An 18,757-nucleotide genomic window follows, 5' to 3' on the forward strand; every position below is an offset into this window, starting at 1 on the left:
TAAAGGTGTTTGCATGATTGTTATTGAACAAATTCTCTCGAAACAGGACGTCAGCGCTTATCGTCTGCAACTGGCTGAATGTCCGTGGGGCGACGGTCGTAAAACCGCAATGGGGATGGCGGCGTCGGTTAAAAATAACAATCAAGCAGATGCGCAACATGCTAATGTGCGCCAACTCGCTAATCAGCTACTGGCGCGTATTGGCGAAACGCCTAAAATTGTATCGGCGGCGTTACCGCACAAGATATTTCCGCCGTGCTTTAATCGTTATAGCGAAACCGAAGAGTATGGCTATCATGTTGATGCAGCCATTATGCGGATCCCTAATACCGCAGAAGTCATCCGCAGTGATGTATCAATGACGGTATTTTTGAGTGAACCCGAAGAGTATGACGGTGGTGAGTTAGTTATAGCCACCGAATTTGGTCAGCAACACATTAAATTACCGGCAGGATACGCTGTAGTATACCCGTCGAGTAGTTTGCATAAAGTGACTGCGGTAACTCGAGGGCAGCGGATTGCAGCCATTACATGGATGCAAAGTATGGTTGCCGATGTGACTTTACGTCAAACCTTGTATCAGCTCGATCAAAGCATTCAAAATTTAATTAAAGCTGAACATACCGATCGTGCTGAATTAGATAACTTGCATAATGTGTATCATAATTTAATTAGACAATTTACTCAGCTGTAATTGAAAATACTCATATCGGATCTAAGGGGTAGGGAGTATTGCGAAGCTTAAATGACTGAGCTATATGACTGAGTTTGAACGACGCTGTTTTAATCACTCTGTTCTAATGATTGCTGATGTTCACTTGGTCGAAAATAGTTAGGCGGTAATGGCAAGTGATGAAATAGGTGTAACGCCAAGCGAGTTAGTCTCTGTTAGATATACGGTGACAGTACGGTTGCTAATGCGTGCTATCACCGTTAAAAGTGCGACTAGTTTACTACCATTTGACCAGTGTAAAGGATGAAGTTACGCAACAATATAACCCCCAATAAACTTAAGCATGCCGTTCCGGCAACATAGGCAAACTTGCGTTTTGAAGTGGCGGTCATAAATAAGTTCATCGCTAATGGGGCCGATAATCCTAATCCCATAATCCCAAACCAAAATATAAAGCCCCAAAAACCTACTCCGACAGCATTGAATGCCGCCACCTTGCTTTGGCCACCACTGAAGACTAAACCCAGGAAGAAGGTGAACATAAGTAGTATCTCGCCTAAAATCAGTGGGATCTCTATTTTATGAATGAAACGAACTTCTGCACCATTGGGGTTGCCTTTGAGTAACACACCACCTAATAACGTTGCCGCAGCACCTGAAGATAAGCCTGAAACCAAAAACAGCAAAGGTAACACGCCAGTATTCCACATAGGGAAGTGAGGTTGAGCGGATAATAAAAAACCGGTATAGGCACCTAACGATACACAGAAGATAACCAGTAAGCCGGTTATACCTGCTTCATAATGCGCGATAATGCGTGTTAGCTTACAAACAATCGGAAAACGTTGTTCACAAAAATCATCAATGATTTTTCTGAATGTAATTACAATCCAGGCATACATAAATACTTGATAAAGCATTAATATAAGCACACCCATCGACATTACCGATGTAGGGTTGTAAAACACTAGGATCTTCCAAAAGTCCAAAGGTTTGGTTAAATCTAATACCAACACTCCCAAGCCTGCTACCACGGAAATTGCCGCAATAATACACGCAGCGATAATAAATCCAGACTGATGTGCTTTATCCTTTAGGCAAAAATGTTTCAATAAAACAGAGAAGAACATGGCGCCTGCGGATACCCCCGCTAAAAAGAGGTATATTGCAATGGGCCAGTGCCAAACCAAGGTATCAAAATGAAAAGCACTCATAATATAATCTCCCCTAGTTTCGCTTTAATGCGAAATATTTTAGGCCGGGTACCTAAACGTTGCTTAAAGCGCTCAGTCGGATTAGCCTTCAATAGTGCAACCAGTTCGGACTCGGGATCTTTAAGATTGCCAAACACTAATGCTTTTGTCGGACATATTTCTACACAGGCAGGTTGTTTACCGTGTTTGAGATTCGTTTCGCGGCAAAAATCACATTTGTCGGCAGCTTTAGTCACAGGATTAATAAAGCGTACTTCATAAGGGCAGGCTGCAATACAGTATTGGCAACCGACACATTTATCTGCATTGACTGCAACAATACCGGTTTCTTTATTAATAAAGGCGGCACCGGTGGGACAAACAGAAACGCAGGGTGCCTCTTCGCAATGTTCGCAAGAATGCCGAGAGAAGTGATAAAATTGATTTGGGTATTCTCCAAATGGTCCAGTTCTTTCAATGCTTAGTCGTGTAACGCCTTCGGGGACATGATTCACTTCTCGACATGCTTCAACACAGGCATTACAGCCAATGCATTTGGTTTCATCATGTAACAAAGCGTACTTTATGTTGTTTATATCGGCTTCCATTTCTGCATTGGCATTTTTGCCACTGAGTGGATATACCGACACGCCTGCAACCAATGCACAGGTGCTTTTAAGAAAATGCCTTCTTGAGTTTTCCATGATTACTTACCTCGCACCGAGTGACAATTTTGGCATTTATTGCTGCGCTCTGAGGCACTTAACCCCAACATCGGATCTAATTTAGGATGCAATTGATGACAAGATGTACAGCTGGTTTTTTGCGCATGTACGTTATGTGTCCATTCAGCGTCAGCTAACTTTGTTGGCGTATGACATTTAAGGCATACAGCATTTTTAGCCGTGACAGGGATGTCATTGTCCGAAGAAAACATCATCAAATCATTAGGTTTTCTAGGATGATTGCCTTTTTCACCATGGCAAGAGCTACAACTCATTTTTAATGAGTCATGGCTATGATATCCCTGCATTGCTCCATTTCGTTTATGGCATTTCATGCATGAATCATTGTTAATTTTGCCAGTAAGTTCATCGCTGAGAGCGCCTTGGCTAAGAAACAGTGATAGCAATCCTATGCCGAGTGGCAATAGCCATTTATTCACGGACATAATGAATCCTCGCGATCAGAATTTAAAAAGATAAAATATCGAGTGAAAACAGCTTGTCGTCACCCGATAAGGTCTTCATACCGGTAGGGATAGTTTTAACATTTGCATGTCACAAGGTTTGCCTCGAGCCATTTCAACTAATTTAATGTTGAATTTTTCGAACAAACTTTTTGAGTTAGCATCATCTTGATTACTAAAATCAGAGATAACTAACTTCACTTCTGACGAATCATGGTCAATGACGACATAATCGAGTCGTGTATGATTTTCGGCAGCAGTTTGTGAATCCATTTCAAACACGGTATCGATTGGAACGTTACAACAAACGTCATATTTTTCGCCAATCATGGTTTTTAGTGATTTTAAAAAGTCAAAACTTTGAGTATCAAAAAGCATTTTTTTAAATTTTACTGTGTGGTCCTCTGTATTAGTTTTGAAGAACTTTATACAAGTCATAATGAAAACAACTAATATAAATGGAACAACGATAAATAAAACTGAGTATATAAATACATAACTTAAAAAGACTGAAGTAAACATACCAACCTCCAAACACTTATTGTTTTATTAACTGTACGTCGTCGACGTACGATTAATACTATCCTTGTATTTTCATTTTTAATTGATCGTAATCAATTAAATGAGGTGATTATTATTTATTTGATTGTAGTTATGATTTGGATCTTATTGTTATTTTTAGCATGTTAAATTAAGGAAAGTATTTATTTAACTATATTAATATTTAAGTTTACAATAGAGTTTTTTAAAATGCTGAATTGAATATTGCAGAAGTTGAAATGCTAATTTTGACATTTTTCTTTATAATTTTTGTGCAAGCTTAATCGTCACCTCGGTAGTAATCATACTTAAGCTATTTCCTCTTTAAAGTGTTTTTGTAAAATGAGTTGTTTTTGATAACTGATTTTTATGATCTGGATTAAGTAATCATCAAATACTTAAAATAAAGTTATGAAATATTATATAAATCGATAATATGATATGTTAAATACCTCTAAGGGAGTATCTGTGATGAAGAAGATTGACTTAGATAAATTAGACTTATTAACACTTTCTATATTAGTAAGTTTGTACGAAAACAAATCGGCTACTCATGTGTCTAGAATACTGGATGTACCAGCATCAAAGATTAGTCGTTGTTTACATTCAGCAAGATTGCTATTCGGTGATGAGCTTTTTATTAGACGTAAATATGGATTGGTACCGAACGATTATGCAGGGAGGATCTACCCTATTGCAAAAGAAATTGTGGACTGTGCTAAAAATTTCAATCGGCTGAATAGTACCTCATTGCCACATAGTCGACATTTTGAATTAGTGATGCCAGGAATGATTGCTCATGCTTACCCACGTGCATTAATGAATTCAATTAAAGAGCATCATAAAGATATTCATATCAATGTGAACAATTGGGATAAACATGCTCTAGAAAGCGTTTCTAACGATCCTAATAGTATTGTCTTGTGTGGTTGTAAAAGCCCTGAGGAAATTCATTGCTTTGATCAAAAGTTACACGTTGAAGTGCTTGCCGAAATGGGGTCACAGTACTTGTTAAGTTGTAAAAATCATCGCATTTTAAAGCAAGAAATCACTTTAGAAAGTATTGCCGAGTATCCATACATCAATACGCTTATGGGAGCCCAAGCACCAATAATCAATCCGTTTCAAGAGTATTGTCAACTCAACAATCTACCTCTTGAAACTGAAATGACTATTACAAATGTATCTTCTTTATTTGATTACCTTTCTGATTGTAAGTCGTTGGCATTAACACCTTACAAGGCCGTTTACGACATGGTAGATGAGGAGTCAGGTTTACATGCTTGTCAGATATCTGAATACGAAGTGAATCGTCTTTTTAACGTTGTAGAACCATTAAAGTTAGTATTGGTGACGCATCCCAATGCAGATAATGAAGATGCTACTTGGTTAAAACAGCAGATACGCGAGTTAACCAGTGAGCTTGTTTAACAATAAAGTCTATACAGATGTTGTTTTAGTTATATGGGCATTATAAATATATGTTTTGATGTGAACTTGGGTGTTGTATCTAGACCTTAGTATGAGTTTTCTTGATAGTTTTACTTCTTAATGCTTATTGAGTAAAAATTGGCTTTGGTGTAGGCGGTTATTGGTATTTTTTAATAGATGATATTTTCAATCACATTGTTCACGATAGCCTAGGTTGCTTTCTTAGTTATTTAATCCAACATGTGTTTTTCACTTTTCGATTTATATACTCGAATTTAATACGTATCGGAATTACATTTAATGTAATTCCTTTTTGTGTATATTTTTTACTTGTTTAAAAGTCGTTCATGCGAGACTTTTAGTTAATTGCATAAATGTATAATTTGGCGTTTGTTTTTCTCGATACTAAATTTTAATATAAAATATATGTTTTTTTGCAACTTAGAAGTGCAAAACGTTTTTGGGTAATATCGTCGCAATTAATACTATTTGATAAATGTAAATGATGAATATAAAAATCTACATACTATATTTAATGTTTTTTATAGCAAAAAATATGAGATTAGTCATTTTATCATAAACGTTACTTAAGGCTGAGCTAATGTAGTGGTGTGATAATTACCGCTTAAAAACAGGTTAAATCAGTATTAAAGCATCAATTACTTGCCACCAATCAGGGGAATTTGTTAGTAATCTTTTTTTTGTCGTCATTTGTTTTTATAAGTAATTGATTTTAATTTAAATATAGGTTTTTTATTGCTTGATTGTGGTTAAGTTTGTGGTTGCACATGAGTGCCTGCGTTAGTGAGTTCGGTATTGCTGCATTTAGCATTTAAAACCTATGCTACACACTATGTTTTGAACCAGTGAATAACGCTCATACTTGTATATTTCATTGAGCGATTAATCACAGCTAAAAACGTATAGATCAACTGATACCCTAGTAAGATTCATGATCATATTTCAAGGGCTTTACTAACTTATTCACGTTAAGCTAATCTTCTTGTTTCCTATCAAGCTGTATTTGAGGGAATAACAATATCAGTCAATAAGGATATAACGTGGACACCCTTGAGTTAACTTCTGTTACCCCCACCAAAACTAAATCGTTTTTAGCTGGTGCGCTTGCCGTTATGCCGTTGACGATTGCGGTGATCCCTTGGGGGATACTTGCCGGATCGTTTGCACTGGAAGTGGGCCTAACGCCAGTTGAAAGCCAAGCGATGTCTGCAATTATCTTTGCGGGTAGTGCCCAGTTGGTTGCACTCGGTATGATAAAAGCCGGTATTGGTATTAGCAGCATTTTGATCACCACCTTACTGATCACCTCTCGACATTTGCTGTATGCCATGGCGATGCGCACTCATATAAGCCCTTTACCCCTTAAATGGCGTTTAGGCTTAGGTTTTTTACTCACAGATGAACTGTTTGCTATCGCAAATCAAGCTCATAAAGGCGACTCGCCAGCGCAACATCAGTTTGATCGCTGGTATGCTTTGGGCGGCGGCTTAACCTTTTATCTTGGTTGGAATATTGCTACTTTGCTTGGCATTGTCGCAGGGCAGTCTATCGACAACTTAGGCGAACTCGGACTCGACTTTGCCATCGCTGCCACCTTTATCGCCATCGTAGTCCCCACAGTAAAAAAGCCATCAATATTAGTGTGTGTCCTGGTGTCGCTTACCTTAGCTGTCGTGTGCGCAGTATTTGCGATTCAAGCCGGGCTATTAATTGCGGCAATATCGGGCATGGCAGCAGGCATGACTTACGCCAAATTGACTAACGAAGACGCTGTGGTTTCAGCTAGAGTTGATTCGAGTAACATTGATTCTGCTATCGCTAATTCGAATACCGCTGAATCTACTTCTTCAGTGACCGCAAATAAGGATCACAAGCTATGATCTGGCTGATTATTTTATCCATGGCGGCGGTGGTGTTTATCAGTCGACACTTGTTGTTAGAACCTAAATTGCCTATTCGCTTAAGTAAAAATACCTTAACGTTTTTAAGCTATTCAGCCCCAGCGGTATTAACCGCTATCTTAGCGCCAATTGTGTTTGTGCCCGAAGGCCAACTTGCTATTAGTGTATATAACCCCTATTTAACTTGTGCTCTGGTGGCCACAGTGCTGGCTTACGTTACCCGCAACACCTTACTCACAACCGTACTCAGTATGGGACTGTTTTTTATTTTGTATTAGCAACTGGCCCTAGATTAATTTCAATCATTGTTAACTGACATTCTGTTGCGCAATAGATTAGAATAACCGCCATATTACGGACCAATTAGAGTTGAATATGCACGTACACATATTAGGTATTTGTGGCACTTTTATGGGCGGTTTAGCCCTACTAGCCCGCGCAATGGGCCACAAAGTAACCGGCAGTGATGCTAACGTTTACCCGCCGATGAGCACCCAGCTTGAGCAACAAGGTATTGAGCTAATCCAAGGTTTTGATCCCATTCAATTAGGCAAAGAAGGCGATAATCAACCAGATTTAGTGGTGATTGGTAATGCCATGAGTCGCGGTAATCCATGTGTAGAAGCGGTATTAAACCGTGGTATTAAATACACTTCTGGGCCGCAGTTTTTGTCTGAACATATTTTGCAAGACCGTTGGGTGTTGGCGGTAGCGGGTACTCACGGCAAAACATCTACCTCCAGCATGCTCGCGTGGGTTTTAGAATACTGCGGCTACGAGCCGGGATTTTTAATTGGTGGTGTGCCGCAAAACTTTGGCGTGTCAGCCCGTTTAGGTAACTCAGTGTTTTTTGTGGTTGAAGCCGACGAATACGACAGTGCCTTTTTTGATAAACGCTCTAAGTTTGTGCATTACCATCCACGCACGTTAGTGATCAATAATCTTGAATTTGATCATGCCGATATTTTTGCCGATCTCGCAGCCATTCAACGTCAATTTAATCATGTTATCCGCACTGTGCCGGGCGAAGGTAAGGTTATTTGGCCTAGCGATGTTGAAGCTGTACAGCAAGTGATTGATATGGGCTGTTGGAGCGAACAAGAAATTTATTCTAAATCGCCAACCTTAGCCACAGATATAGCTAATCATTCAGAGAGTCCTTTAGCAAGCCAAGGTGAACCAAGTGCCTGGCAGTCGCGTACTATTGCCGACGACGGCCATGTGTTTGAAGTGCTGTTTAAGGGCGAGTCACAAGGGATATTACACTGGGCATTGATAGGTCAGCACAATATCGAAAACGCAATTATGGCTATCGCTGCGGCACGTCATGTTGGCGTAGCACCAAGCCATGCTATAGAGGCATTGACACAGTTCAGTCCACCTAAGCGTCGTTTAGAATTATTGGCTACCGTCAATGGGGTGTCTGTGTATGACGATTTTGCTCATCATCCAACCGCTATTGCCACCACCTTGCAAGGGCTAAGGGCCAAAGTGGCTTCCAGTGATCATGCCAATGGCAAGATTATTGTAGTGCTAGAGCCGCGATCGAACACCATGAAAAGCGGTGTACATAAAGATACGCTGGCCAATTCGATGGTATTGGCTGATGTTGGCTACTTATATCAAGCGGACAATATTGGTTGGGACATTCATGCCAGTATGGCTAATGCGCCACTTCCTGTGACTGTGTTTAACAATATAGAAGACATTATTAACACAGTAGCCACCACCGCCAATAAAGGTGATACCGTGGTCATTATGAGTAATGGTGGCTTCAATGGTATTCACCAGAAAATAATTAAGGCTCTAGCGTAACGGCTTTAGCCGATAGAGGGTACAACATGGCCTATGCCAAAAAAGCCAAAGCAATTAGTCTCGCCTGGACTGGCGCATCTGGCGCACCATATGGTATTAAGTTGCTTGAATGCTTGCTCGCGGCTGATTACCAAGTTTTTTTAATGGTATCCAGCGCAGCACGTGTGGTGTTAGCCACCGAGCATGGGTTACAACTGAGCGCAAATCCAGATAAAGCCAAGGCTCAATTACTTGAACAACTGCATAATTCTGATGAGCCATTAAAAGGCGAATTAGTGGTGTTAGGTAAAGATGAATGGTTTTCGCCGCCAGCATCAGGCAGTGCGGCACCAAAACAAATGGTGATTTGTCCGTGTTCAACCGGCACATTAGCTGCTGTCGCCACTGGAATGAGTAATAATTTGCTCGAAAGAGCAGCAGACGTAGTATTAAAAGAGCGTGGGCAGTTAATCCTTGTTCCGCGTGAAACTCCTTTTAGTGCCATACACTTAGAGCATATGTTAAGCCTTACACGCAATGGTGCGACCATCATGCCAGCGGCACCTGGCTTTTATCATAATCCCAAATCGGTTCAAGATCTGGTAAACTTCATGGTTTCCCGAATACTTGATCATTTGGGTATTGAACACGACTTAACGAGTCGCTGGGGATATGGACGTACTCAGTCACACGACATCGACAATTGAGAGATTTATGAAGCACACCATTGAAATGATGATTTCTGAGCAAGAAATCAATAAAACTTTAGACCAGTTAGCTGAACGCATTAATGCTCATTACGCTGACAGTGAACGCTTATTAATGGTTGGCCTATTAAAAGGTTCTGTAGTGTTTATGGCCGATTTATGTCGCCGTATCAAAGGCCATGTTGAAATCGACTTTATGGCAGTATCAAGTTATGGTAATTCAACCACTAGCTCACGCGACGTTAAAGTGCTTAAAGACGTGCAGTCTGATATCTCTGGCCGTGACGTGTTAATTGTTGAAGACTTAATCGACTCAGGCAACACCTTAAATAAAGTGCGCGAGATGTTACTACTGCGCGAACCAAAAAGTTTAGCGCTTTGTACCTTATTAGATAAGCCAGAACGCCGCGAGGTTGATGTACACGTCGACTTTATTGGTATCACAATTCCTGACGAGTTTATTGTCGGTTACGGTATCGACTACGCAGAGCAATACCGCAACTTGCCTTATATCGCTAAAGTTGTACCACTGGATTAAGCAAACATAATTTATAAACTCCCGCCGATGTGGGAGTTTTTTTTCATTGTAAGTTGAGGATTTCAATATGGCCGATAACGCCAATGCATTGGTGATCGATAACCTTAAAAAAACCTATAAAGGCGGTGTAGAAGCCGTTAAGTCAATTAGTTTGACGGTAAAGCAAGGTGACTTCTTTGCTTTGCTTGGCCCCAATGGTGCAGGTAAATCTACCACCATCGGCATTATCAGCTCATTGGTGCAGAAAACCGCTGGCACGGTTTCGGTATTTGGTTTCGATATAGATAAAGATCTCGAACATGCCAAGTTATGTATCGGGTTAGTACCGCAAGAATTTAATTTTAACCAGTTTGAAACCGTGCAACAAATTGTGGTTAACCAAGCGGGTTACTATGGCGTGCCAAAAGCCGTAGCATTACAACGTGCTGAAAAGTATCTCACCCAACTTGATTTATGGCAAAAACGCCATGCTCAAGCGCGCGAACTGTCTGGTGGCATGAAACGCCGTTTAATGATTGCCCGTGCGTTAATGCACGAACCTAAATTGCTAATATTAGATGAGCCAACAGCTGGCGTCGACATTGAACTTCGTCGTTCAATGTGGGAGTTTTTAAAGCAAATTAACAAACAAGGTGTGACGATTATTTTAACCACACACTACCTTGAAGAAGCCGAAATGCTGTGTCGCACCATTGGTATTATCGATACCGGTTTGCTGGTGGAATGCACCACCATGAAGGCTTTATTGAGCAAGCTAGATGTTGAAACCTTTATTTTCGATTTACGTCATGATCTCGATGTTGCCCCTCAGTTAACCAATATGAATTGCCGCTTAACTGATGCACATACTTTAGAAGTCGATGTGGCCAAATCGAATAACATTAATGAGTTATTTACTCAGTTTACTTCAGCCAATATCGAAGTCTTGTCGATGCGCAATAAAGCCAACCGTCTAGAAGAATTGTTTGTAGAGCTGGTAGAGAAAGCCAAGGAGTCAAAATAATGAAAAGTCTGTATTTTGTGGCTTTTAAAAGTATTTTAACCAAAGAAATTAATCGCTTCACCCGTATTTGGATCCAAACACTAGTGCCGCCAGCCATTACCATGACGTTATATTTTTTAATTTTTGGTAACTTAGTTGGTAGCCGCATCGGTGAAATGGGCGGCGTGACCTACATGGAGTTTATTGCTCCTGGTTTAATCATGATGTCGGTGATCACCAGCTCATACTCTAATGTGGCCTCATCGTTTTACAGCGCCAAGTTTCAACGCAACATTGAAGAAATCATGGTGGCTCCAGTACCGCATTACGTGATGATAGCCGGTTATGTCGGTGGCGGTGTCGCCCGTGGGTTATGCGTGGGCCTAATTGTGACCACAGTGGCGATGTTGTTTGTTGATATCTCCTTACATCATGTTGGCTTGGTCGTTATCACCATGTTTTTAACCTCAGTGTTATTCTCACTCGGTGGCTTGATTAATGCCGTGTTTGCCAAAAGCTTTGACGATATCAGTATTATCCCGACCTTTATTCTTACGCCACTCACCTACTTAGGCGGTGTATTTTACTCGTTATCGTTATTGCCACCTTTTTGGCAAGGTGTATCGGGTTTAAACCCTGTGGTATACATGATTAACGTATTCCGCTACGGATTTTTAGGTTTTGCCGACCTTAGTGTACCGTTATCTATCGCCATCATGGTTGGCTTTTGCGTCAGCTTGTGGGCAGTAGCTTACTATTTGATTTCGCGCGGAATTGGTTTGCGTAGCTAAGTCTCATAGGCGGTAAGCCGCAGCTAAAGCGGTTGTTATCATCTCAGTGTAAAAGGGCTCGTAAGAGTCCTTTTTTACACCCACCTTACGCATAAAGTAGTAATAATTAGATTATAACTAGATATTATTTTATGTTGACTTACTTAGATTGCAACCTATACTAAAACTTAGATTTTATATGGGTGGTCTGGAGTAAGTGATGAAACATTTTTACCACCTCGTAGAAACAAACGATAATATTGGCATTGGTGACGTAGACGTATCTGTAGATGGAAGTACCTTTAGTGTTGATAGGCCAATGTCATTCAAAGGGCTTCTGATGCTCTTTACAAGCACAGGCAGACCAGTCTTTGAACCAAATGCTTACTTCCTAAGTCGTCGTATCGTTGAGGGAACTAAAGACTTAAAACCCACTTGCTTTCATCTCTTGAGATATTATCGTTACTTGGAGGCTAATAACCTTAAGTGGAATGATCATGAAGAACAGCTACAGCGTTACCCCATTTTCCTTTATAGAGCTTATTTGAACGATAGTATTGAGAAAGGTAACTTGGGCCGCAGTACAGCAGTGGCAGCACTTTCTATTGTGAGGCGTTTTTACATATTTTGCCTCCGTCACGGTTATATATCTCAGTTGCCTTTTGTCGTCACGGGCGTAACTAAATATGGTCAAAACTTAACGGATTGCTCAATCCGTAGCCAAACAAAAGAAACCAATCTACAACCCTTAAATGACCTTGATCTACAGCATGTTAGAGAGAACTGGCACTGTAATGGGTTATCTAGGGAGTTTCGTCTGATGGTGTGCGTAGCGCTCTCAGTAGGGCTGCGCTCTGTTGAGATTACGGACATAAAACCTAAGCACTTTTCTATTCCCAAGGGGTTCAAAGGAAAAACACTAACAGGTATTTGGATTGGCCCAGCCCATGATTGCAAAACAAAATATGACACTGACCGTCAGGTCTCAATGCCTATTTGGTTGATGGAAGGTATGAATAAATATCATCAAAGTGATAGATATAAAAAACGGAAGCAAATTTATTTTATGAATACGGGAGATATGAGTCCTCCTGCTTTTATCAATAAAGATGGAGACGCTTTTAGCACTCAAAGCCTTAATACACTCTGGAGTAAGTTAAGAGCCGCGATACAAGAAAACAGTAACCCTCACTTTAAACACAAAGAGCATGACTGTAGGGCGACCTTTGGCGCTAATAAGTTTGAGTCATTATCTAAAGTAGCGGGCCTATCTCCGCTGGAAGCACTAACAACACTTAAAAACGAAATGGGCCATAAAGACCTGGACACTACGATGTTGTATCTAAAGCACTACGAGGGTAACCCTGAGAAGAATCTAGTCCCTGAGATAACGACGAATTTACTAGAGAATGAGGCGTTATCATGACTGATTTTGTCGATACCGACGTTATGGATAATGCTCGCCGCTATCGCTCTACACCAACGTCTGAGATGGTCACAGATAATACTCTGACCACCATTACCAAGTGGAAATATGTCTGGAAAAATGGATCTGGGGGTCGTTCAACGTGTGACTTTGCAGTCTTAAAAGCCTATGCCACAGATGAACACATTCGTTTATTGATATCTAAGTTTCAACAATCTGGCTGGCGAGAGTCAAGCAAGACTTCGCATTTCAGTAATATTGGAAAGATTATTAAATATGCTTTCAATGCTCAAAGTGGCAAGCGAAAAGCAAAAGTCGAGTTTTCGCCTGAAACATGTACTCAGTATATCCATGCAACATACCTATCAATGGCCAGTACAGGCAAAGGGGTGCATGGAAAACCCTTCAGCGCAAAGACGCTTGGCTGGATGGGTTCGAACTTAAATTCAATTTGTAAAAAATTTGGATTCGGGCAAATCCCTAAAGCGGCTCGGAACCTTGATACTGCATCAGCCTCATTGGATTGCGCTAACTACACACCCAAGGTACTTCGCTCCATTGGCTTTTCGTTGTTAGAAGACCGCAAGGCACTGTTAAAGCGGCATCAGGATGATTCGCTAAATGATTATCAAAGAAACCTAGCCTTTGATAGATTGGTCTGCAATGGGGTATTCCTGACGATTTATTATTTAGGAACGGGTCAAACAGAAACCTTGAATATGTTCTTGGAAGATGAATGGGTGTGCCAAAAATCAGGGGCAGGTCGCATCAGTATTGAAGGGCTTAAAACGCGTGGCTACATAGTTGAGCTTCGTACTTTCACACCAAGGGCGACGTGTAAGAGCTTTTTCGAATCACACCTTGCCCTATCAAAAGCCCACTCTGCCACGTTAGGATTGGATAATCATTACCTGTTTAGAAAAATGAACGGTGCAGCGCCATCAAAAGCTAACCTATCGCTTTATGCTCAAACCTATTTGGTCAAGCACTCTTCGCGCATCCAATCCTTAATCGAAAAAAATCCTGATTTCCGTTTGAACTGTGATTTATTGAAGTCATCCATTAAGCAGTATGCTGAACACAAGATGGGAAGAAAGAAAGCCGCTGAAAACACCCGTAATGCACCTGGCACCTACGATAGTTCAAACTATGGCAAAGTCTCAAAGGGTGAAGCCAGGGAGCAATTGGCGTTTGGTTTGACCGCATTACATTATTTGGGTGAGAACCCTGACGGCGGAGCTGTTGTTGCCGTTGCAAAGGCTAAAGAGTCAACTGGTGTCGTTATTTCTCATGAGGAATGGGAAGCGCTTAAGATGTCTAAAGATACTGAGCAACAAGCTGTTGAGATTAATAATGGCGGCTTCTGTAAAGGGGCTGATACGCCCGAAAAAAAGGAGTTTCAAAAGAACATAGCGCGTACAGGTCTCCTTTCAAAAGAAGAGCAGTCCAAGTTGGGTTGTGGCTTTGTCGTAAAGTGTTTTTCCTGCACGAACTTTGGGGTGGTAGATGAGCCTCATGATATATGGCGATTACTGTCTTTTGAGAAGCGACTGAATGAAGCGCTGGGTGCACACCGAAGTGTAGAACACTTCATCACAAATTTTGGTGAAGTAAAAGCCAACCTCAATAAGCTCAAGGAACGATTCAAGAAAGCGCATTTAAAGGCAGCCATGAAGCTGCTAGAGCGCGAGTGTCACCCGTTATGGGATGAAGATTCAGTAATGGATATATTTAGAGGGTAAGTTATGCACAGTATCAGTATGGACTTGAGCAAGTTTGAGCAATACGCATTACCACAATCATCAGGCCAGTTTGTGATGCCCAATGATAAAACGGTGGTCAGTGTGGATAAAAACGGAAACCCTGTTTCATATTTTTGGCAGGATAAATGGGATTATAATGCGTTCTTTAATCTCACCAAAGAAATCAAATCAAAATACCAAATCAACTTCCATTCAGATAAACATAACCCCCAGTTGCTCCTAGAGTTAAAGCAGCGTGTCTATTTTCTGATTTGGGGCGCTCAAGGAGAGTTGTTGAGCATGGCAGGAGATACTTTCCGCAAATTCAGTCAATGCCAACTCATACAAAAACAGGTAAATAATCCGTTGAGAGTGTTTAAGGGCACTGCTATTCATTCCTTTTCTTTATTAAGCAATGAATTGGTTTTTAATCAGTTACTCCATGATTCAAAAGCCCTCAGCGAAGAAAGCCTTAGAAATATACTAAAGAGTTTAAGCGTACTAACGCAAGTCAATAAGCACTTTCCAGAGCAATCACACTTTTCACTAGGCATTCCAGAGGGTAAGTTGTTCAACCAAATCGCCAAGCTATACTCATCAACAGGAAAAGGTCATTATCCTACGATCATCCCTGTCATTTATGAGCATCTCATGGGGCGGTTAATGAAAGATGTGACAGCGGCTCACAAAAAGTTGGCAGACCTTAGGGATGTGAAATCCTATGCAAAAAAATACGGACAAACAGAGCGACAAGCTGTAGATGAATTTAAGATGATAGAGGGGGCTTGTTTTATGTCACTCTCAGCATTTACAGGGATGCGTATCAGTGAGTTGACGCAAATCAATGCTACCTCTTACAAAGAAGTGGAACTTGATGGCTTGAAGCTGTGTACCTTGCGCTCTTGGACGCGCAAGTTGGAGAAGTTGCCAAGAGAAGATGCTTGGGCATGTGCGCCTATCTGTAAAGAGGCACTGGAAGTCTTAATCGTACTAAATGACGAATATCGCTCAAACAAAGGCGACATTCATTGCTCACCACGCTTCCGTTTTGATGAAAATAGGGGTTCTGGCAATAACATCAACAGCCAATTAAAAGATGCTGATTTAAACACCACTAACCTTGGACAATTATTTACGCGCTTCTCAAAAAGCCTTGATATTACATACGCACCCGATGAAATGGATGAGATTTATCGTTTATTAAATCCCGTTGTGCCAGCTCGATCCAATCCAATTAAAGCGCGAGAAGACGGAACGTTTTATTGGCATTTTTCGACTCACTCACTCAGGCGGACTTTTGCTCATTTTGTCGTCGGAAATGGCTTGGTAACATTGGCTGCATTAAAGCATCAGTTTAAGCATATCAACCTGTCTATGACCGCCATTTACGCCAGTCATGCAGATGTGTTGACACTGCTAGGGATAGAGAACCCTGCCAGCGTTAAAAAAGCGATTGAAGACGCTGAAATGGAAAACCATATAATCTACTTGAAGGACATAGTGGATAACCCTGATGAACAATCAGGAGGGTATATTAAATCATTTGATGGCGATCCTAGAGTAATGCCAGAAGCAAAATTTAATGAACTTATCAAACAAACTAAAGGGTCAAATAAATCAACAGGTTATGGTACATGTTTTGCGGGTGAGAAGTGCGGTATGGGTCACTTATTTGAACCATCGACTTGTGTTGGTCGTGAGTGTGAAAGCTTAAATATCAATCAAGCCGAAGCAACTCGTTGGCAAGATCGTCATCAAAGGATTGGGATGAAGATGCAACAAATGAAAGAGCTGGGGTTCTATAACCAGAACACACTTGCTCGTGAGCTGTCTGATATTCGTGCTGCGGAAAAGGTGATGCGTGATCACAGTATTGGATTTGAACGGTTTGAACTGGGAGCATTGTGATGGCGAACGTAAAAACGAAGCTAATGAATGCCTTTGAAGCCTTGAAGAAAGAAGGCAAAAAAATCAGTCCTTACGCTGTAGAGAAACGCGCTGGCGTGGCAAACGGGTCATGTAAAAATCACCCAGCCTTGCTGGATATGATTTTAGCGGAAAAAGCTCATTTTCATGCTAATCCTCAAGTGGTTAATAAGGGGCTGCCCACAAAGAAGAAGCAGGTTGATAAGAAGAAACATGACGACTTGGTCGAGTCAAACAAGCGGCTACGGGCTGAGAATGACCAATTCAGGGAGGAAATGAAAGTTATGGCTACCTCCGTGGCTCAGTTAACGTGGGAGCTGCATCGATACAAAACAGCGACCAAGGGTAACAGCGACAAATTCAGAAGTATTAAAGTTTGAATGCTGTAACAAGAACCAAGTTATATTGCTTAACTTGTGTGCGTTTATATTAAAGTTTGATAATTCTTAATAGTGTTTGATCATTTATAATATAGTTTGATATTTTTTGGCGATTTTGGTGAGGAAGCCGGTTAAGGACTAACACATTTCTGTCCAATAATGAGATTGAAGAATACTCATGTCGGGACGATTACTTGTTAGCGTAATAAAAGTGCAATTCTCATCAAAAGATTACAGCCATCCATAAATATTTGCCTCAATCTTCCTAATTTAACAGCATGTTGTATATGTAAAGCTATCCATCATCATTAAAATTATCAAGGAATTTGATTTTGTAACTTATTCAAGGTGGCTTGATACTGTAACAAAATCAAACTTGGAGTTTACATGTCTGAAGAAAAAGTTGAATACAAGGTAACGCATGGCGGATTTAGAACCGGGGCCGGTAGAAAAACTAAATACGAAAAAACTGTCGTGATGAGAGTTCCTGAAAAATACAAAGTCGCAATAAAAATGTTAATTCAGGATTTAGATGATTGCGAAATGATAGATAAAAACTGCTCCATATATCGTCAATTGTCTGTTAATGATTTTATATTATCAATTATTAGATCCATGAAAAAACTGAAAACATACATTCAAAAACCATAAATCAATGACTTACAGCATGTTTTCAGTTTTACATGGATCTAATATCGAATGTTTCTAAAATTTATCAAATTTTGTAGCCATTTAAAGAATAGTATTTACAGGCTCAAGTCTTCAAGTATATCCACCCAATTCAGCAGAATGAATGTACTCGATGAATAGTTTTTGATTACCATTCTCACATATAAACTTTGCTGTTTGACCGCCAAATGCAGGTATCCTTCGATGGTTAAACCAAAACATAGCTTTCTCTGCATTTCCCGACCAGCTCAGTAAAAGAGGGATTAGATACATTTGTTCTTCAACAGTAAAAAAATACTGGAGGGCACTTTTTAACTCTTGATAGTCGGTATGAGCTGTATTCATCGATCCGCCTTTAAAGGTTATATAGTTTTAAATAAGGTCTATTCTAATTAAAAACACACCTGTATTTGTAACAAATTTAATTGCGTTTCACAGAAGTTTTTTGGCGTAAACAATCATGCTAAGTGCATACTGCAAAAGTAACCCATGTTGTGACTGAATCTGTAGTGGTTTATTGATGTAGTATGCTTGATGGTTTTTGGTTTTTATTGATCATTTTTTCTTCTACGACACTAGAAATAGACATTTTTATACGAACGGCAGCGATATTATTACTCGCTGAAAGGGACACTTTATTGGTACATTTTTAACTGGCGGCGTTGGGGGGATAACCCTTTTTTGTTTGTTTTAGCGATACTTTGGTTCATATTGCCTTTTGCGATCTTTGGAACAAAAAATAAACTTGAAGAGCTGATCGAACAAACTAGATAAACTAACACTTTACTCACGTCACTCAGAGGCGAGCAATCTCTATTAACGGATGATTATGGGGTCTTGAAGGCATCCAAAAATAAATAAGTTAGTCACCGAGT

19 protein-coding genes are annotated in these 18,757 nt (G+C 40.4%); 14 read left to right on the forward strand and 5 right to left on the reverse strand.

Translation table 11 applies throughout. The features are described 5' to 3' along the window. The first annotated feature begins 13 nt into the window (after window positions 1–13). On the forward strand, window positions 14–694 hold the full coding sequence (locus H5123_RS16050) for a Fe2+-dependent dioxygenase (RefSeq protein ID WP_124017368.1): 681 nt from the start codon (window positions 14–16) through the stop codon (window positions 692–694). 251 nt (window positions 695–945) lie between these two features. On the opposite strand, the gene nrfD is transcribed toward H5123_RS16050, so the two are convergent. The 4 genes from nrfD to H5123_RS16070 form a co-directional block, all read right to left on the reverse strand. Beyond that, window positions 946–1,887 carry an NrfD/PsrC family molybdoenzyme membrane anchor subunit gene (gene nrfD / locus H5123_RS16055; protein WP_182698616.1) on the reverse strand — a complete coding sequence of 314 codons (942 nt, stop codon included), beginning with the start codon at window positions 1,885–1,887 and terminating at the stop codon, window positions 946–948. Beyond that, window positions 1,884–2,570, reverse strand: coding sequence for a 4Fe-4S dicluster domain-containing protein (locus H5123_RS16060; RefSeq protein WP_124017370.1), 687 nt, complete (start codon window positions 2,568–2,570; stop codon window positions 1,884–1,886). Before H5123_RS16060 ends, nrfD begins: the two co-directional genes overlap by 4 nt. A 2-nt stretch (window positions 2,571–2,572) precedes the next feature. Further along, a complete protein-coding gene (locus H5123_RS16065) occupies window positions 2,573–3,037 on the reverse strand; it encodes a cytochrome c3 family protein (RefSeq protein WP_182698617.1) in 465 nt (154 codons plus the stop codon). A 75-nt stretch (window positions 3,038–3,112) separates the two neighbouring features. Continuing rightward, window positions 3,113–3,577, reverse strand: coding sequence for a hypothetical protein (locus tag H5123_RS16070; protein ID WP_182698618.1), 465 nt, complete (start codon window positions 3,575–3,577; stop codon window positions 3,113–3,115). Between the two features lie 489 nt (window positions 3,578–4,066). Here H5123_RS16070 and H5123_RS16075 point away from each other — a divergent pair, with 489 nt between their 5' ends. The 13 genes from H5123_RS16075 to H5123_RS16135 all read left to right on the forward strand — a co-directional run bounded on the left by H5123_RS16075 (window position 4,067) and on the right by H5123_RS16135 (window position 17,864). Beyond that, window positions 4,067–5,026, forward strand: a complete 960-nt coding sequence (locus tag H5123_RS16075) for a LysR family transcriptional regulator (protein ID WP_124017373.1) — start codon at window positions 4,067–4,069, stop codon at window positions 5,024–5,026. Window positions 5,027–6,087: 1,061 nt separating this feature from the next. After that, window positions 6,088–6,927: an AzlC family ABC transporter permease gene (locus H5123_RS16080; RefSeq protein WP_273058286.1), complete on the forward strand. Its 840-nt coding sequence runs from the start codon at window positions 6,088–6,090 to the stop codon at window positions 6,925–6,927. After that, complete coding sequence (locus tag H5123_RS16085; protein ID WP_124017374.1) at window positions 6,924–7,226, forward strand: AzlD domain-containing protein; 303 nt, start codon at window positions 6,924–6,926, stop codon at window positions 7,224–7,226. The genes H5123_RS16080 and H5123_RS16085 overlap by 4 nt, the downstream gene beginning before the upstream one ends. A gap of 97 nt (window positions 7,227–7,323) precedes the next feature. Then, window positions 7,324–8,763 (forward strand): UDP-N-acetylmuramate:L-alanyl-gamma-D-glutamyl-meso-diaminopimelate ligase, encoded by a 1,440-nt coding sequence (gene mpl, locus H5123_RS16090; protein ID WP_182698619.1) that lies wholly within the window; start codon window positions 7,324–7,326, stop codon window positions 8,761–8,763. A gap of 26 nt (window positions 8,764–8,789) precedes the next feature. Further along, entirely contained in the window at window positions 8,790–9,449 is a 660-nt protein-coding gene (locus H5123_RS16095) for a flavin prenyltransferase UbiX (RefSeq protein ID WP_124017376.1), read from the forward strand. Between the two features lie 7 nt (window positions 9,450–9,456). Then, a complete protein-coding gene (gene hpt, locus H5123_RS16100) occupies window positions 9,457–9,987 on the forward strand; it encodes a hypoxanthine phosphoribosyltransferase (protein WP_124017377.1) in 531 nt (176 codons plus the stop codon). A 67-nt stretch (window positions 9,988–10,054) separates the two neighbouring features. Beyond that, window positions 10,055–10,990 carry an ABC transporter ATP-binding protein gene (locus tag H5123_RS16105; RefSeq protein WP_124017378.1) on the forward strand — a complete coding sequence of 312 codons (936 nt, stop codon included), beginning with the start codon at window positions 10,055–10,057 and terminating at the stop codon, window positions 10,988–10,990. Then, on the forward strand, window positions 10,990–11,760 hold the full coding sequence (locus H5123_RS16110; protein ID WP_124017379.1) for an ABC transporter permease: 771 nt from the start codon (window positions 10,990–10,992) through the stop codon (window positions 11,758–11,760). Before H5123_RS16105 ends, H5123_RS16110 begins: the two co-directional genes overlap by 1 nt. Window positions 11,761–11,959: 199 nt before the next feature. Then, on the forward strand, window positions 11,960–13,165 hold the full coding sequence (locus H5123_RS16115; RefSeq protein WP_182698620.1) for a site-specific integrase: 1,206 nt from the start codon (window positions 11,960–11,962) through the stop codon (window positions 13,163–13,165). After that, on the forward strand, window positions 13,162–14,907 hold the full coding sequence (locus tag H5123_RS16120; RefSeq protein ID WP_182698621.1) for a hypothetical protein: 1,746 nt from the start codon (window positions 13,162–13,164) through the stop codon (window positions 14,905–14,907). Before H5123_RS16115 ends, H5123_RS16120 begins: the two co-directional genes overlap by 4 nt. Window positions 14,908–14,910: 3 nt before the next feature. Next, window positions 14,911–16,815, forward strand: coding sequence for a site-specific integrase (locus H5123_RS16125; protein ID WP_182698622.1), 1,905 nt, complete (start codon window positions 14,911–14,913; stop codon window positions 16,813–16,815). Next, window positions 16,815–17,213 carry a hypothetical protein gene (locus H5123_RS16130; protein ID WP_182698623.1) on the forward strand — a complete coding sequence of 133 codons (399 nt, stop codon included), beginning with the start codon at window positions 16,815–16,817 and terminating at the stop codon, window positions 17,211–17,213. Before H5123_RS16125 ends, H5123_RS16130 begins: the two co-directional genes overlap by 1 nt. Before the next feature lie 387 nt (window positions 17,214–17,600). Next, window positions 17,601–17,864, forward strand: coding sequence for a hypothetical protein (locus tag H5123_RS16135; RefSeq protein ID WP_182698646.1), 264 nt, complete (start codon window positions 17,601–17,603; stop codon window positions 17,862–17,864). 111 nt (window positions 17,865–17,975) lie between these two features. Here H5123_RS16135 and H5123_RS16140 read toward each other — a convergent pair whose 3' ends face one another. Further along, window positions 17,976–18,227 carry a hypothetical protein gene (locus tag H5123_RS16140; RefSeq protein ID WP_182698624.1) on the reverse strand — a complete coding sequence of 84 codons (252 nt, stop codon included), beginning with the start codon at window positions 18,225–18,227 and terminating at the stop codon, window positions 17,976–17,978. Between the last annotated feature and the right edge of the window lie 530 nt (window positions 18,228–18,757).

Origin of the sequence: Shewanella sp. SR43-4, from assembly GCF_014163845.1 — a bacterium.
Lineage (GTDB): Bacteria > Pseudomonadota > Gammaproteobacteria > Enterobacterales > Shewanellaceae > Shewanella > Shewanella vesiculosa.